Here is a 14,163-nt window from a genome sequence, read left to right as displayed (position 1 = left end):
AGATCGCGACGTGGTCTTCTAGACTGCCACCGGACCGCGCGCGAAGAGCGCACGCGCTTCCGCCATAAGCGCGGTCAGGGTCGCGACATGGCGGCTTGGAAGATAGGCCGAGTCATGTGTCTTTCGGCTGTATTCGAGCTCGGCCTCGAGGTCCATCAGCCGCGGCAGGGCACGCTCCGGGATCAACAAGGCCTCGCCCTGAGTGATCCGCTTCAGGTCGCGATTGCGATCGTATCCCGACTGACCCAGACGCGCCGCACGGATCAACAGTCCGGGGCGGCGCATCTGGGCGAGGGCTTCGGTGACGTTTGTCATGTCAGATCTCCGTGGATGTCGCGAAACCGTGGCACAGCTCGCCGCGATGTTGCGGTTCTGTGGATAAGACCGCACGGGATCGTCAGAATTGTTTGCGATTTTTAAACAATTCTGCCCTCAGGTTCTGATTTTAACCTGTGAGTAACCAATCTGACCCTAGTGGTTGGATGCCCGGAACAGCAGAGGATGGGGTCGTCGAGAGGTCAAAATGACGGGACACAGAACAGAAGATCGGCAGGGCCAAGTGCCCGGTTGGGTCCCGCAGGCCGCCATGCACTACCTTCGACACACCGAGCAGGGGCTGTCGATCCGAGAGGTCGCCCGTGCCGAAGGTTGTCATGCCTCGACGATCCTGCGTCGTATCCGGCGCTTCGAACAGCGGCGGGACGACCCGCTGGTGGACGAGGCTCTGGCGCATCTGGGCAAGGCGCATTTCAGGACCTGCAACGACACTTCAGGCTCCGAGGATACCGCCCCAATGTCCGCACATTTTCCCGCCGTAGACACGCCCGGTCGCAAGGTTTGCGACGAGACGACCGTGAACCGCGAAGCCCGCCGGGTCCTGCGCCGCCTCGCCGAGAGCGGCGCGGTTCTTGCCGTTGCGACGGACATGGAAAAGGCTGCGGTGCTGCGCGAGATGCCCGACGGAAGCACCAACCGGACCGCGGTGGTCGATCGCCACGTCGCGCATGCCTTCGCGCTGAAGGACTGGATCGCCTGCAAATCCGCCGGGAGGGTGGCGAGCTACACGATTACCGCGTCGGGTCGTTCGGCGCTCTAACGGTTGTTGAGCGAAGACAGCGCGAAGGCCGGCGGTTTTGCCGAGGCGCCGACGCCGTTCGGCGACCAGCATCGCCAGTGGGGCCACAAGGTCGTGCTCGACGAGACGGAGTCCGACCGCCCGCGCCGGGTGCGCTACAACATGGCCGAAAGCCCGGTGGTTGCGCTGGCGCGCCGGCGCGAAAAGGACGGTACCCGCTTTCTCGAGCCGGAGCATGTTGCCGCAGCCGAGCGGCTGCGCGAGGATTTCGAGCTGGCGCAGATGGGTCCGCGGGTTGCCCAGAACTGGGAGCGCTTCCTGACCGGAGGTGCCCGCGGCGGCTTTGCCGGACGGGATCCGGTCTCGGGCCCGGAAGGCGCGCGTGACCGCGTCGAGCGCGCACTGGAAGAACTCGGCCCCGGACTTGGCGACATGGTGCTGCGCTGCTGTTGCTACCTCGACGGACTTGAGGCGACAGAGAAGCGCCTCGGGTGGTCCGCCCGATCGGGCAAGATCGTCCTGCGGATCGCACTGCAACGGCTGGCGCGGCACTACGAGGACCAGTACGGCCCGGGCCGGGGCATGATCGGCTGACACCGCCGCGCGGATGAGGTGGGGTAGGTCCGGCGGGCCGAGAAGGCAAGACTTGTCCGCTCGGCCCAGACCGCTGCCCGATCCGGACGCCCTCCATTTCGCTTTCCGACCGCGCCGGAATCGGATTTGATCGGACAGGTCCGGTCAACCTCCGAGGTGCGCCATGAGCCATGTTTTTCCCCGTCACACCAAGTCCCTCCCGCCCGTCGCAACGCGGGGCGAGGGCTGCTACCTCTTTGATGCCGCAGGCAAGCGATACCTCGATGCCTCGGGCGGCGCGGCGGTTTCCTGCCTTGGGCATGGCGATCCCGAGATCATCGCCGCCGCGCAACAACAGCTCGGCCGGCTCGCCTATGCCCATACCAGCTTCTTCACGACGGAACCTGCCGAAGAGCTCGCTGATCTCCTCATCCGCCACGCGCCGGGCAATCTCGACCGGGTGTACCTCGTCTCGGGAGGCTCGGAGGCCACGGAATCGGCGATCAAACTTGCGAGGCAATACCATGTCGAGCGCGGCGAACCGCAGAGGCGGCACATCATCGCCCGCCGGCAGTCCTATCACGGCAATACACTGGGAGCCCTCGCGGCCGGTGGCAACGAATGGCGGCGGCAGCAGTTCTCGCCGCTTCTGGTCGATGTCCGCCATATCTCGCCCTGCTACGAATATGTCCTGCGCGCTCCCGACGAGAGCGCCTGGGAGTATGGCCAGCGTGCCGCCCGGGAGCTCGAGGACACGATCCTCGAACTCGGCGAGGACAGCGTCATTGCCTTCATGGCCGAGCCAGTGGTGGGCGCGACGGCCGGCGCGGTGCCGGCGGTCGACGGATATCTTGCGCGCATCCGCGAGATCTGCGACCGCTATGGCGTGCTGCTGATCTTCGACGAGGTGATGTGCGGCGTGGGCCGGACCGGGCACCTCTTTGCCTGCGACCACGACGGCGTCGCCCCCGACATCCTCTGCATCGCCAAGGGTCTCGGCGCCGGCTACCAGCCAGTCGGCGCGATGCTCTGCACCGCCGAGATCTATGTGACGCTTGAAAACGGCTCGGGTTTTTTCCAGCACGGCCACACCTATCTCGGCCACCCGGTGGCCGCCGCAACGGCGCGGGCGGTGCTGACGGCGATCCTCGAGCGCGGCCTCGTGGCGCGCGTGCAGGAGATCGGCGGCCAACTCGACGCGGCGCTCCGGGAACGCTTCGCGGACCATCCGCATATCGGCGACATCCGCGGCCGCGGGCTCTTCCGCGGCCTCGAACTTGTCGCCGACCGCGACAGCAAGGCGCCGTTCGCCCCTGCGAAGCGGCTCGCGGCGCGGATCAAGTCCGCCGCGTTCGAGGCCGGCCTGATCTGCTACCCGATGTCGGGGACGCGCGACGGCAAGCTTGGCGACCACGTGCTGCTGGCGCCGCCGTTCATCCTCGAGGAGGCGCAGATCGGCGAGCTGATCGACAAGCTTGGCGGCGCGATCGAAAGCGCGCTCGCCGCCACCTGACGTTCCGCCTGAGGATCAGGCCGGTACCTTGGGCACCAGCGTGTGCCGGGAGAGCGCGCGGGTTAGCGCCACGACCAGTTCGGCCCGGGAAATCGGCTTCACCAGCCGAATTTCGTCCGGCCGCGCCGCCGCGTTTCGCATCGCCTCCTCGTTCGGATAGCCAGACATGAAGATCACCGGCAGATCCGGCTGCTGACGCCGGAGATGGGTGGCGAGTCCGGTGCCCTGAATCGTGCCGGGCATGACGATATCGGTCAGCAAAAGGTCGAACGGACCCGCGGTCTCGAAGAGCCGCAGCGCCTCGGCGCCAGAGACGGCGGCCACGCAATCGAGACCGAAGCCCCGCAGCCGCCGCTCCAGCATCTGCATGACCAGCGGTTCGTCCTCTACCAGAAGCACACGCCCGGACAAAAGCGCCTCCGGGCTCACGCAATCCGGTGCGCTGTCCCGGACCGGCTGTGCGACGGCCGGAAAGATCATCGAGACCGTGGTGCCCTGACCCGGATCGGAATGGATCCGCATGCAGCCATCCGTCTGCGACACGAACCCCCGGACCATGGGAAGGCAAAGGCCGTTGCCGCCCGCGCCCATTTCTTGTGTGACAAAGGGGAGGAAAACGTCGGCGAGCCGATCTGAGGGAATGCCGTTGCCGGAATCAGTGACTGAGACCACGACGTACCGGCCCGGCGGGAGAGTTTCCTGGTCGACGCAGACGCAGGTTCCCGAGAGCTCGCGGTTCTCTGTCTTGATCGTGAGACGCCCCGCGCCGCTCATCGCCTCGCTGCCATTGGCGACAAGGTTGAGCAGCGCGTTCTCGAAATTCGCCGCATCGAGGTTGACGGTCCAGAGGTCCTTTCCCATCCGGATCTCGAACGAGATCGCCTCCGGCAAAAGGCGCCCAAGGATCTCCCGCATGCCGTCGATAATGCGGTTCAGATCGACCACACCCGGCGCGAGATCGGCCCTTCCGGCGAAAGACAACAGCTTCCGGGTCAGGTCCCTGCCCCGCTGAACCGCCGCCATCGCCGCGTCGATATGGAGCGCCCTTTCGGCCTCGCTTCCGGCATCGCGGACCAGTTCGAGGCTGCCCAGGATCACCGAAAGCAAGTTGTTGAAGTCATGCGAGACACCGCCGGAAAACCGGCTGACGATCTCCTGCTTCTGCGCCTGTGCGAGGCGATGTTCGGCCTCGGCAAGCTGGGTGATGTCCTGGACCTCGCCGACTGCGCCGATGACACGTCCCTCGGCGTCAAAACGCCGGAAACCGGAGAGTTCGCAATGCCTAATCGTCCCGTCGGGCCGAAGGACCCGTATCCGGACAGGGGCAAGCCGGCCCTGTTCGCTCGACACGTCGCGAAACAGCCGGCCGACGATCTCCTGCACCCGCGAACGATCCTCGGGATGGAAGAGGTCGGCAAAATTGTCCATCCGTGGGTGAAAGGTTCCCTGGGAAACGCCGAAGAGGTCATAAAGCTCCGGCGACCAGGTCACATTTGGCTGGCCGCGCGTGATCTCCCAGGTTCCGACATCGCCGCCCGACGCGTCACGTCGACACATATCACGGGTCTCGCGCAGGTTAATCTCGCGTGCGAGGCCGACAAGCCGTCGCCCGCCTGCTCTTCCTGACGTGTCGCAGCGCCCAAAGAGCCGGAGCCACCGCTGCCCTTCACCCCGCTGCGCGACTTGGAGGCGCTCGTCCACAGGCGCGCCGGATCGGAGGGCTTCGACGAAGCGTTCGAAAAGACCGGCCGCGTCCTCCTGCCCGAGGAACACGCCTTCGAGCGGCACGAAGTCCGGGCCGCCGGTGCCACCGCCAGCCGGATCGAGAAACGTTCGCGATATCTCGATTTGCGCCGTGCCGAGCGTCCAGCGCCAGGGAACCGCACCGCTGGCACGAATCGCCTCTGAAAGTTCGTTCGAATCCGGAAAGGACATGCCTTGAAACTGCCCGGTAGCCTCGCGAGCATTGAGCGCACGTTCTCCGGACAGATCAAGCGGAACTGGAACAAATGGTAAACACCCCCGGTCGTCTGAGCGGCAGGGGATGCGGCCTCCTCAGCCGGCCGGGCGGCTGGCGACCAGCCCCGGGCGGGCTCTTGCCAGCGCGGCGGTGATCGCACCGGCCAGCACCGCCTTGATGAGATCGCCGGGAATGAAGGGTAGCATCGACACTGCGGCCTTTCCGGCCGACATGTCGAGCATTACCATCATGCCGAGAATGCCGGGAATGTAGAGCACCGGTATACCGCCAAGAGCGGCCGAGATGCCAGCCGCCGGCCCGACCGGGAGCGACGACAACCGGGCGGTCATCCAGCCGATGACGAGGGCAGCGAGCGGGAAGCCCACAAGGAAACCGACCGTCGGACCGGCGAAGACCCCGAGGCCGCCACGGCCGCCGGCCAGCAGAGGCAGGCCAAGCGCGACCATCAGGAGGAAGAGCATCACCGCAAGCGCGCCGCGCCGCGCTCCGAGCACGGTGCCGCAGAGCATCACGCCGAGGCTTTGCGCGGTGATCGGGATGCCCGTCATCAATGTGAGCTTCGGTACCAGCCCGAGAACCGCGATCAGCGCGGCAAAAAGGGCGACGAGAGCGATATTGCGTTCCATTCAGGTCTCCAGATCGTCGAGGTCCGTATAGGTGGCGAGGTCGGCGCGGGCGCGAATGGCCTCGGCCACGCGGGTTGCGTCGTCGATCGCCACGAGAAATATCGGCGCCAGCACCTGCCAGCCGGGGCGCCGCGCCGAACGCGCGCGCCAGGCGTCGAGCAGGCGGCGGGTATTCTCCATCATTACCGGCACAAAGCGGATGACAAGGGCGATCGCAAAGGCGATCTGACCGGTTTTCAGCCCGAGCCGACGGAACGGGCGCAGCAGCCGCATCACGAGGTCGATGGCATCGTCGAGCCGTGTCGTCATGGTGACGAGATTGGCCAGCGCGACCGCCGAGAGCAGCCGCAGACAGACCACCAGTCCGTCGCGCGGCGTGCCGAGCAGGCCGTGCCAGAGCCCGACGATGACAAGAAAGAAGAGGAGCGGGCGCAGGGAGCGGAGCCCCTGACTAAGGAAATCGGGCCCGACACGCAGGTAGAGCGCCGCCACGCCGGCCAGCGCGGCAAGTTGCAGCGTCAGGCTTTCGGCCAGGAAGAGCGCCACCGTGGCCAGCGACAGGGCGCCGAATTTCGCGCCGGCCGGCAGCCGGTGATAGGGCGTGTCGATCTCAGAGACCAGCGTCAGCATCGCGCGCCTCCTCCGCCGTCATCGCCGAGAGATAGGCCGCGAGCACCGGTTCGGCCGGACCGTCGCGATGGACCCGGCCCGCCTCCACCCAGATCACCCGCTCGTATCCCGCCAGCGCTGCCGTGTCGTGTGTGATGTGGATCAGCGTCGGCGCGAGCCTTTCGAGCTGCCGCTGCAGGCTCAGCGTGGTCGGGATGTCGAGCCCGGTAAAGGGTTCGTCGAGAACAATCAGCGCCGGTTCCATCACCAGTACTGCCATCAGGCAGATGAGGTGTTTTTGCCCCTGGCTCAGGGTCTCGACGCTGCGCGTCTCCCAATCCGCCTTGCCGAATCGCGCGAGGATCGTTTGCGCCGCCTGCCGCGCCTCGGCGCGGCTCCGCCCCTGTTGGCGAAGGCCGAAGGCCAGTTCCTCGCCAACGGTCGGAAAGATGATCTGGTGGTCGGGGTTCTGGAACAGGATGCCGATGGTGCGGATCGCCGCACGCCGGTCGCGTGCGACATCGACCCCCATCGCATCGACACTGCCGGAGTCGGGCGCCAGCAGGCCGGTCATCACCCGCGCCAGCGTGCTCTTGCCCGAACCATTGCGCCCGACAATGCCGACGCGACGCTCCGTGATGGCGAGGTCGATACCATTGAGCACCGCGCGTCCGCCAAGGGTCAGAGACACCTCCGTCAGACGCAGGCCCTTGCCCGGAGCCGGCCCGGCCGCCGTGAACACCGCATCGCCACCCATGTCGGATATCGTCTCGCGCTTCATCGCGCGCGCTTTACACGAACCTCGCGGAGATGTCGAAGCCCTTTCGCCGCCCGGGTCATCCGTGCAGGCAGGCGACCGTCTTGAGCTGGGTGAAGGAATAGAGCGCCTCGAAACCCTTCTCGCGGCCATGCCCGGACTTGCCTGTGCCGCCAAAGGGAAGCTCGACACCGCCGCCGGCGCCGTAATTGTTCACGAAGACCTGGCCGGCCCGGAGCCTCTTCGCCAGCCGCATCTGCCGCGCGCCGTCGGCTGTCCAGACTGCCGCGACAAGCCCAAGCCCGGTGCCGTTGGCGATCGCCACGGCCTCGTCGTCGTCCGAGAAGGGCAACAGCACCTGCGCCGGGCCGAAGATCTCTTCCTGCGCCAGCACATGGCCCGGCGCGATGCGCGAGATCAACCGCGGCGCGACATAGTGGCCACCCGCCGGGGCGTCGGGGACGATGCGCCCCTCGGCGAGAATCTCGGCCTCCGCGCCGAGTCGGAAATACCCTTCCACGATCTGCTTCTGCCGCGCCGAGACCAGCGGCCCGACCTCGAGATCCGCCAGCGCCGGCCCGACCCGCAGCGCCGCGTAGCGCTCGGCCATGCGAGAGGCGACCTCGTCCATGCGGCTCTCGTGGACCAGGATACGCGAGGCGGCCGAGCAGGTCTGACCGGCATTCTGAATGCCAGCGTTGACGAGGAAGGGCAGCGCCGCGTCGATATCGGCATCGCCGAACACAAGCTGGGGCGACTTGCCGCCAAGTTCCAAAGTCACCGGCACGACATTCTCCGCCGCCGCCTTCTGCACGGCCTGCCCCACGGCCAGCGATCCGGTAAAGGAGACATGGTCGATGCCTCTGTGACCGGCGAGCGCAGCACCCGCCTCCTCGCCGAGCCCCGGTACGACATTGATCGCCCCCGCCGGCAGCCCGGCCTCCTCGGCCAGCCGGGCGAAGGCCAGCGCCGTGAGGCAGGCCTCCTCGGCCGGTTTCAGCACCACCGCATTGCCGGCGCAGAGCGCCGCGCCGACCGAGCGACCGATGATCTGCATCGGGTAGTTCCATGGGATGATATGCGCGGTCACGCCGAGCGGTTCACGCAGCGTATAGACGGTATAGCCATCCATGTAGGGAATGGTCTCGCCCATCAGCTTGTCGGCGGCGCCGGCGTAGAATTCCATATAGCGAGCCAGCGCCAGCGCATCGTTCCTCGCCTGTGTGAGCGGTTTGCCGACATCGAGTGCCTCCAGCCGGGCGAGGTCGTCGACCCGCGCCAGAACCTTCCGACCGATCGCGGCGAGGAGCCGCCCGCGTTCGGCCGCCGGTGTCCGGCCCCAGGCGCCATCGAAAGCCGCGCGAGCGGCGTCGACGGCAGCGTCGATCTCGGCCGCGCCGCCGCGCGCGATCATGCCGATCTCCTCCCCGGTCGACGGATCTTCCAGCGGAAGCCGTGTTTCCGGCGCCACCCATTGCCCACCGATGAACATTTCGGCGCTGTCGAACCAGCCTGCGCTCGCCTCTGCCATGACCTGATCTCCCCTGTTCTCTGCCCGATACGGAAACAGGGGCAGGCAATCCCGTCCCGGACGTGGTGTCAACGCTCTCCGGTGCCGCGGAGCCGGGGCCACGACAGCTGGCAACAGTGAGTTTCCGAAATACCCGGAGAGACCGCGCGACTGCGTGCGGGGCACCTTTTCGCCGCAAACCGCCCGTCCGGCGGAAACGGTTGAGCCGGGATCGGGTGGATCGCAGCCGGACCGGGACCCAATCCACTACCCGGTTTCGGTTCGCCGCCACACTTGTGAAGGAAGCAGTCACAAGTGCTGCGTTGTTGCCTGCTTGCGCCCGGACTAAGGCGAAGCGGTCGCAAACATGCCCGCTTGCGAGTGGATATTCGCGCCGGCCAAGAGCCTTTCATGTTTATTTTGGCTGTGTGGCTTAACGCGTGTTGGTGTCCGGGGTGTCCAGTCTTTTCTGGTCCTCGGGCACCTTCGGTTATCCTGGTGCCGAACGCCCCTGCCCGGTCGGCCGACCAAGACCAGATACCAGTTCGGCACGGCGTTGGACATTCATCGAGCCGGTCCCAGAAAGCCCTCCCAAACGAAAAGACCCCGCCGGACAGGCAGGGCCATTTCATCGTCGCTTCAGGCGTCGCGCTCAGGCGGTTTCGGCGGCCTTCGCGATGTCCTTCTTGATCTTCAGCGCCTTGGCCGAAAGATCCGCATCGCTCGCCTTGGCGAGGAAGCCGTCGAGCCCGCCGCGATGGTCCACCGAGCGCAGCGCTGCGCTGGAGATCTTCAGCTTGAAGCTGCGCCCGAGGGCGTCGGAAATCAGCGTCACATCCTGTAGATTGGGCAGGAAGCGGCGCTTGGTCCTGTTGTTGGCGTGGCTGACGTTGTTGCCAACCATCGGGCCCTTACCGGTCAGTTCGCAGACACGCGACATGGGTCTTTCCTCGACTTTCGAATGACAATAGCAGCACCCCCCGATCCTTGAGCTTTATCGGAGGCTCGAACCGGGGTGCCGCGAATTCCGTTTGGGCCTTTAATTACATGCCGGGGCCGGTGTCAACCCGATTCCCCCGGCCCCGGATCACGGCGGTTCGTCGGACCGGCCGAGGGCTTCCAACGCGGCAATATCGTCGGGCCTGTCGATATCGGCAAGGAGCGGCGCGGGCAGGCGCACCAGCGCCTCGGGCGGCAGTTCAACGAGCAAACTTCCTGCCCCGCGGTCGCCGTCGAGCGCAGTCAGCCGGTCGAGCCAGGCAGCGGAGAAACAGGCCGGCGGCATCCGCCGGTCCTCGTCGCTGGCCGCACTGGCGCCGCCCTCCACACATGCGGCGAGGATCTCCGCAAGGATGCCATGGCGCATCAGGGGCATGTCGGCGAGGCTGACCAGCAGCCGCTCCGCCCCGAGCGCCTGCGCCCGCGCAGCTCCGAGGCGCAGGTTGTCGCCCAGCCCCGCCTCTGTCCCGTCGGCGTGCAGGATCTCGAACCCCGCGAAGAGCGCGGCGACCTCGGGGGCGGATACCACCGCAAGCCGGTGGTCGAGCGGCACGCCCCGCATCGCTTCGGCGGCCCAGGCCGCAAGCGGCTTTCCCTGGACCCGCGCGAGCAGCTTGTTCTCCGCTCCGAAGCGCCGGGACTGCCCCGCTGCGAGGACGAGTCCGACTCGCCTCATCCGCCGCGCGCCCCGGCCTCAGCAAGAATCTCGGCCAGCACCGAAACTGCCAGCGTGCCGGCGTCCCGCGCCGATGGGATGAGCCCGACCGGCCCGAAGAGCCGCGCCCGCGCCGCCTCCGGGACGCCCATCGCCTCGAGCATCAACAGCCGGGCGTCGCGCGCCCGCTGGCTGCCCTGAGCGCCGATATAGAAGGCCGGTGTTTCCAGCGCGCCTTTCAGGATTGGCGGTTCCCAGTCGTGGTCGTGGAAGAACAGGATCACCGCAGTGCGATCGTCGATGTCGAGATCGCCCGGCATCTCCTGCACCACGAGATGCCGCGTCGCGCAGCCGTGCGCTGCGGCATCCAAGAGGGTCTCGTGATCGGGCGAAAGGATCAGGTTCGGATAGCCGGCGGATTGCACGAGTGCGGCGAAGGTGCTGGCCTCCGGCCCCTTGCCGAAGGTCACAAAGCGAATGTCGGGCAGATACCGGGTGCGGAACAGGTCGCCGTCACGGCCTGGCTCGCCCGCCCGCGCCAGACGCATCGCCCCGCTGGCGGTATCGATTTCCAGCACGCGGACTTGCCGCGCATGCCGGTCCTTCACAAGTTGTGACAGCACATCGCGGTCCGGATCGGGAATCAGCAGGATGTCGAGCCCGCCGCCGCAGGGAAGCTGAATGTCGAGGAAGGGCGAACCGCGCCCGTATCGGATCTGTCGCGGCCTCCCCTGCTCCAGCGCCTCCAGGGCGTGCAGCGCGATATCGGCCTCGACGCAGCCCGAGGACAGCGTCCCGGCGCGCTGGCCATCAGGAAACACACACATCGCGGCGCCGACCGGCCGGTAGGACGGTCCGTCGACCCCCACAATCATCGCAAGAACGGCCGGCCCGTGGTGAGCCAGAAGCGCTGCGAGAGGGTCCTTAACCGGCCCCATGGCTGGGTTGTGTATCGTCATCGCCTGTCCGTGTCCTTACGTCAGTCTGGTCCCACGGCAGCGAATCGGCAAGCCCGGCGCTCAGGTGGCGAACGGCCCCAGGCGCCCTTCCGCGTCGCCATCCGCAATGGTCTGGAACCAGGGCAGACGCACCGCGTTGCCATTGCGCATTGCGACGAGCGGCACCGGCCCGAGCCGCACCAATGATTCTGCCGCTCTCTCGGGCAGGAGCGCCTCGGCGCAGGGCTTCATCTGCGGCACACCATCTGCCTCGTAGGAAACCAGCGGAAGGTCGCCGTAGTCACGATTGGCATTCAGCCGCGCGGCCCAGCCGTCCCGCGCATAGCTCTGCGCAATCAGCACGGTCGCCAGCAGCGCCGGAGCGCCCCAGAGAAATCCGGCCTGGTCCTCGGCCGGGCGCTCCAATTCCTCGAAGGGAAACGCCTCGACGGGGTCGAGCCGCTTGCCGTAGGGCGTGCGCATCAGAAAGCGCGGAGCGAAGACGGCAATCTGGCTGGCGGCGGCGCCGGCGCGCAGCGCGGTCCAGCCGACATCCGGTGCGCCAAGCGACTCGGGCGCATCCGCCAGCGCCTGCCAGCTCGTCGCGCCAACCATTTCAGGCGTGAGCGATGCCAGCACGGCAGCCCCGGTCCGGCCCGCAAGCGCGCCGAGCGCGTCGAGCAGGCGGAGGTCGTCCGGCGCAGGACCAAAGGCGATGTCGCTGACGAGAAGGGACAACGGCGCCTCCTCGCGCTGTTCGACCAGCCGCCGGAAGAGCAGCGACTGCGTGGCCTCAGAATCCTCCGGGCCAAGCGCCTCGACGAGTTCGGCCTTCGAGACGTTCCAGAGGAAGATCTGCAACTCTTCGTCGGTCTCGACCTGCGAGATCAGCATGTCGAGCCCCCGCCAGGAAGCTTCCAGCGCCTGGAACCCGGGATCATGCAGGATGGCGCGCATCCGGGTGGTCGCCGCCGCGTCGATGGCCGCGACATAGTGCTCGGCCCGCGGGTCGGATTCCGCAACGATATGATCGGCGACGGCCTTCTGGATCAGACCGGTCAGGAAGCTGCTCTGCGGAGCCTGCGCGGTCGGCGTGGCCGTTGCGCCAGAGGATTTGCCGAAGAGCCGCGACAGCGTGTCGTCATCGGATTCGGGCGATGGCTCGGGACCGGGAGCCTCCGCTGCCGGGGCATCCTGCAACATCGCCCGCACCTCCTGAGCGGCGGCCTCGAAGCTCGACGGGCTTTTCAGGCGTCGCTTGAGATCCTTCAGCTTCTGGAACTCCGGCAGGACGCGAAAGATCTGGTCGGGATGGAAATCTTCCAGCTCGCGGATCTCGATCCCGCCGGAATCGGTCGGAAGGCTCGGCCGCTCCGCCCCGAGATAGTCCTCGAAACGGTCGATATCCATCGGAACGATCGGGCGCGTCTCCGCCGGTTTGTCGGCGCGCGAATTGCAGGTCTCGCCGAGATCGGTCATCAGCAGGATGCGCAACGGCTGGCCGGGAGCCGGACGGCTGGCGGGATCGGGTCGGCCGAATTCCATAGAGAATCGGAGCGGATTGGACATGACGAGCCTCCTCGGATCAGGGCGTCCGTATCAATGCTACTCCCTCACCCGACGCGTTCCAGAAAATTCGTGGATCCGGTGGCCAAGTCCTGCCGGGGCGTCAGTAAGTGCTTCCTAGACCGAGACCGGCGCGTGGCAAACCACCTCGATATTATTGCCGTCGGGGTCGAGCACGAAGGCGCCATAATAGTCGGGGTGGTATTCGGGACGAAGCCCAGGCCCGCCATTGTCGCGGCCGCCCGCCGCCATCGCGGCCTCGTAGAAGGCGTCCACCAGCGCCCGGTTCGCAGCGGCAAAGGCCACATGCACCGGCCCGCCGGGCGCACGACCGTCGCCGATCCAGAAGCTGGGTTTGCCGGCCAGTCCGAAGCCCACATGCGCGCCATGGCCGCCGGTCATCTCGTTGGTGACCTCCATCAGCGGCTCGATCCCGAGTGGCGCCAAGGCGGCAGCGTAGAAGGCCCGCGATGCGGCAATATCCGAGACTGGCACACCTATATGGTCGATCATCGCTCATCCCTCCCGATCCGATTCTTCCGGGCTCAGGATAGACCCGAAACAGGTCACGCGCCACGTGCCGGACACCACGGCCGGGGGAGGACAATCGGCCATTCGGATCGGACCGCTTCGCCGCTAGGATGGGCGGCAGGACCGACCTCAATGGAGAGACAGATGCCGGGTGAAACCTATCTTGTGACGCGTGAGGAGATCGCCGCGATGGAAGGCGTGCGGAAGACGCATTTCCTCAATCCGGTTGCGCGGCGGGTGAACAAGTCGCTCGGCGATCTCGCGGGGATCACCGGCTTCGGCTTTCACATCATCGAGGTCGCGCCCGGCGACGAGACCACGGAACACCATCGCCATTACCACGAGGACGAATGCGTCTATGTCCTCTCAGGGCAGGCGACCGCCGTGATCGGCACGGAGGAGCGGCCAATCGGACCTGGCGATTTCATCGGCTATCGGAAGGGTGGCCTGGCGCATTCGATCCGGAACACCGGAGACGAGACGCTCCGCTGCATCGTCGTCGGCGAGAGGCTTGCCCACGACGTGGGCGATTACCCGCGACAGGGAAAGCGGATCTTCCGGAATGCCGGCATGGCCTGGAACCTGGTCGACCTGGACGCCATCGAGGAGCTTGGCGGCAGCGTTGGCAGGAAATAGCGGCGCCGGACATGCCGACACCGGCGCGATGGTCATAGAAAATGAGAAGGGCCGCCCCGGAGGGCGGCCCCGACATCTCGCATCGAGTATGTATTACTCGATGATCTTGGAGACGACGCCGGCGCCGACGGTGCGACCGCCCTCGCGGATGGCGAAGCGCAGCTTCTCTTCCATCGCGATCGGTGCGATCAGCT

The 14,163-nt window shown here is 66.7% G+C and carries 14 protein-coding genes and 1 pseudogene; 3 read left to right on the top strand and 12 right to left on the bottom strand.

The window, feature by feature from the left end; all coding sequences use genetic code 11:
* Window positions 1-18 precede the first annotated feature (18 nt).
* Window positions 19-315 carry a DUF6477 family protein gene (locus tag EU800_RS19990; protein ID WP_129635052.1) on the bottom strand — a complete coding sequence of 99 codons (297 nt, stop codon included), beginning with the start codon at window positions 313-315 and terminating at the stop codon, window positions 19-21.
* Between the two features lie 208 nt (window positions 316-523).
* Between EU800_RS19990 and EU800_RS19985 the strand changes: the two are divergent.
* A pseudogene (locus EU800_RS19985) lies at window positions 524-1,669 on the top strand (DUF6456 domain-containing protein).
* Between the two features lie 163 nt (window positions 1,670-1,832).
* A complete protein-coding gene (locus EU800_RS19980; RefSeq protein ID WP_129635050.1) occupies window positions 1,833-3,161 on the top strand; it encodes an aspartate aminotransferase family protein in 1,329 nt (442 codons plus the stop codon).
* Between the two features lie 15 nt (window positions 3,162-3,176).
* On the opposite strand, the gene EU800_RS19975 is transcribed toward EU800_RS19980, so the two are convergent.
* The 10 genes from EU800_RS19975 to EU800_RS19930 all read right to left on the bottom strand — a co-directional run bounded on the left by EU800_RS19975 (window position 3,177) and on the right by EU800_RS19930 (window position 13,315).
* Window positions 3,177-5,096: a PAS domain-containing hybrid sensor histidine kinase/response regulator gene (locus EU800_RS19975; RefSeq protein ID WP_129635048.1), complete on the bottom strand. Its 1,920-nt coding sequence runs from the start codon at window positions 5,094-5,096 to the stop codon at window positions 3,177-3,179.
* A gap of 120 nt (window positions 5,097-5,216) precedes the next feature.
* Window positions 5,217-5,768 (bottom strand): biotin transporter BioY, encoded by a 552-nt coding sequence (locus EU800_RS19970; RefSeq protein ID WP_129635046.1) that lies wholly within the window; start codon window positions 5,766-5,768, stop codon window positions 5,217-5,219.
* Window positions 5,769-6,398 carry an energy-coupling factor transporter transmembrane protein EcfT gene (locus EU800_RS19965; protein ID WP_129635044.1) on the bottom strand — a complete coding sequence of 210 codons (630 nt, stop codon included), beginning with the start codon at window positions 6,396-6,398 and terminating at the stop codon, window positions 5,769-5,771.
* Window positions 6,379-7,134, bottom strand: a complete 756-nt coding sequence (locus tag EU800_RS19960; RefSeq protein ID WP_129635123.1) for an energy-coupling factor ABC transporter ATP-binding protein — start codon at window positions 7,132-7,134, stop codon at window positions 6,379-6,381. The genes EU800_RS19965 and EU800_RS19960 overlap by 20 nt, the downstream gene beginning before the upstream one ends.
* A 79-nt stretch (window positions 7,135-7,213) precedes the next feature.
* Window positions 7,214-8,665: an aldehyde dehydrogenase family protein gene (locus tag EU800_RS19955; RefSeq protein ID WP_129635042.1), complete on the bottom strand. Its 1,452-nt coding sequence runs from the start codon at window positions 8,663-8,665 to the stop codon at window positions 7,214-7,216.
* Between the two features lie 631 nt (window positions 8,666-9,296).
* Entirely contained in the window at window positions 9,297-9,584 is a 288-nt protein-coding gene (gene rpmB / locus EU800_RS19950; RefSeq protein WP_129635040.1) for a 50S ribosomal protein L28, read from the bottom strand.
* 147 nt (window positions 9,585-9,731) lie between these two features.
* Window positions 9,732-10,319, bottom strand: a complete 588-nt coding sequence (locus tag EU800_RS19945) for an NTP transferase domain-containing protein (protein WP_129635038.1) — start codon at window positions 10,317-10,319, stop codon at window positions 9,732-9,734.
* Window positions 10,316-11,257: an XdhC family protein gene (locus tag EU800_RS19940; RefSeq protein WP_129635036.1), complete on the bottom strand. Its 942-nt coding sequence runs from the start codon at window positions 11,255-11,257 to the stop codon at window positions 10,316-10,318. The genes EU800_RS19945 and EU800_RS19940 overlap by 4 nt, the downstream gene beginning before the upstream one ends.
* A 60-nt stretch (window positions 11,258-11,317) precedes the next feature.
* Window positions 11,318-12,805 (bottom strand): type VI secretion system contractile sheath domain-containing protein, encoded by a 1,488-nt coding sequence (locus tag EU800_RS19935; protein ID WP_129635034.1) that lies wholly within the window; start codon window positions 12,803-12,805, stop codon window positions 11,318-11,320.
* Window positions 12,806-12,919: 114 nt separating this feature from the next.
* Entirely contained in the window at window positions 12,920-13,315 is a 396-nt protein-coding gene (locus tag EU800_RS19930) for a VOC family protein (protein ID WP_129635032.1), read from the bottom strand.
* Window positions 13,316-13,477: 162 nt separating this feature from the next.
* Between EU800_RS19930 and EU800_RS19925 the strand changes: the two genes are divergently transcribed.
* Window positions 13,478-13,969 carry a cupin domain-containing protein gene (locus EU800_RS19925; protein ID WP_129635030.1) on the top strand — a complete coding sequence of 164 codons (492 nt, stop codon included), beginning with the start codon at window positions 13,478-13,480 and terminating at the stop codon, window positions 13,967-13,969.
* A gap of 93 nt (window positions 13,970-14,062) precedes the next feature.
* Here EU800_RS19925 and EU800_RS19920 read toward each other — a convergent pair.
* On the bottom strand, window positions 14,063-14,163 hold a 101-nt coding region (locus tag EU800_RS19920), incomplete at its 5' end, for a hypothetical protein (RefSeq protein ID WP_129635028.1).

The sequence above is a fragment of the Tropicimonas sp. IMCC6043 genome (assembly GCF_004146235.1).
Classification (GTDB): Bacteria; Pseudomonadota; Alphaproteobacteria; order Rhodobacterales; family Rhodobacteraceae; genus Tropicimonas.
This window is presented reverse-complemented; position numbering and strand designations above follow the sequence as displayed.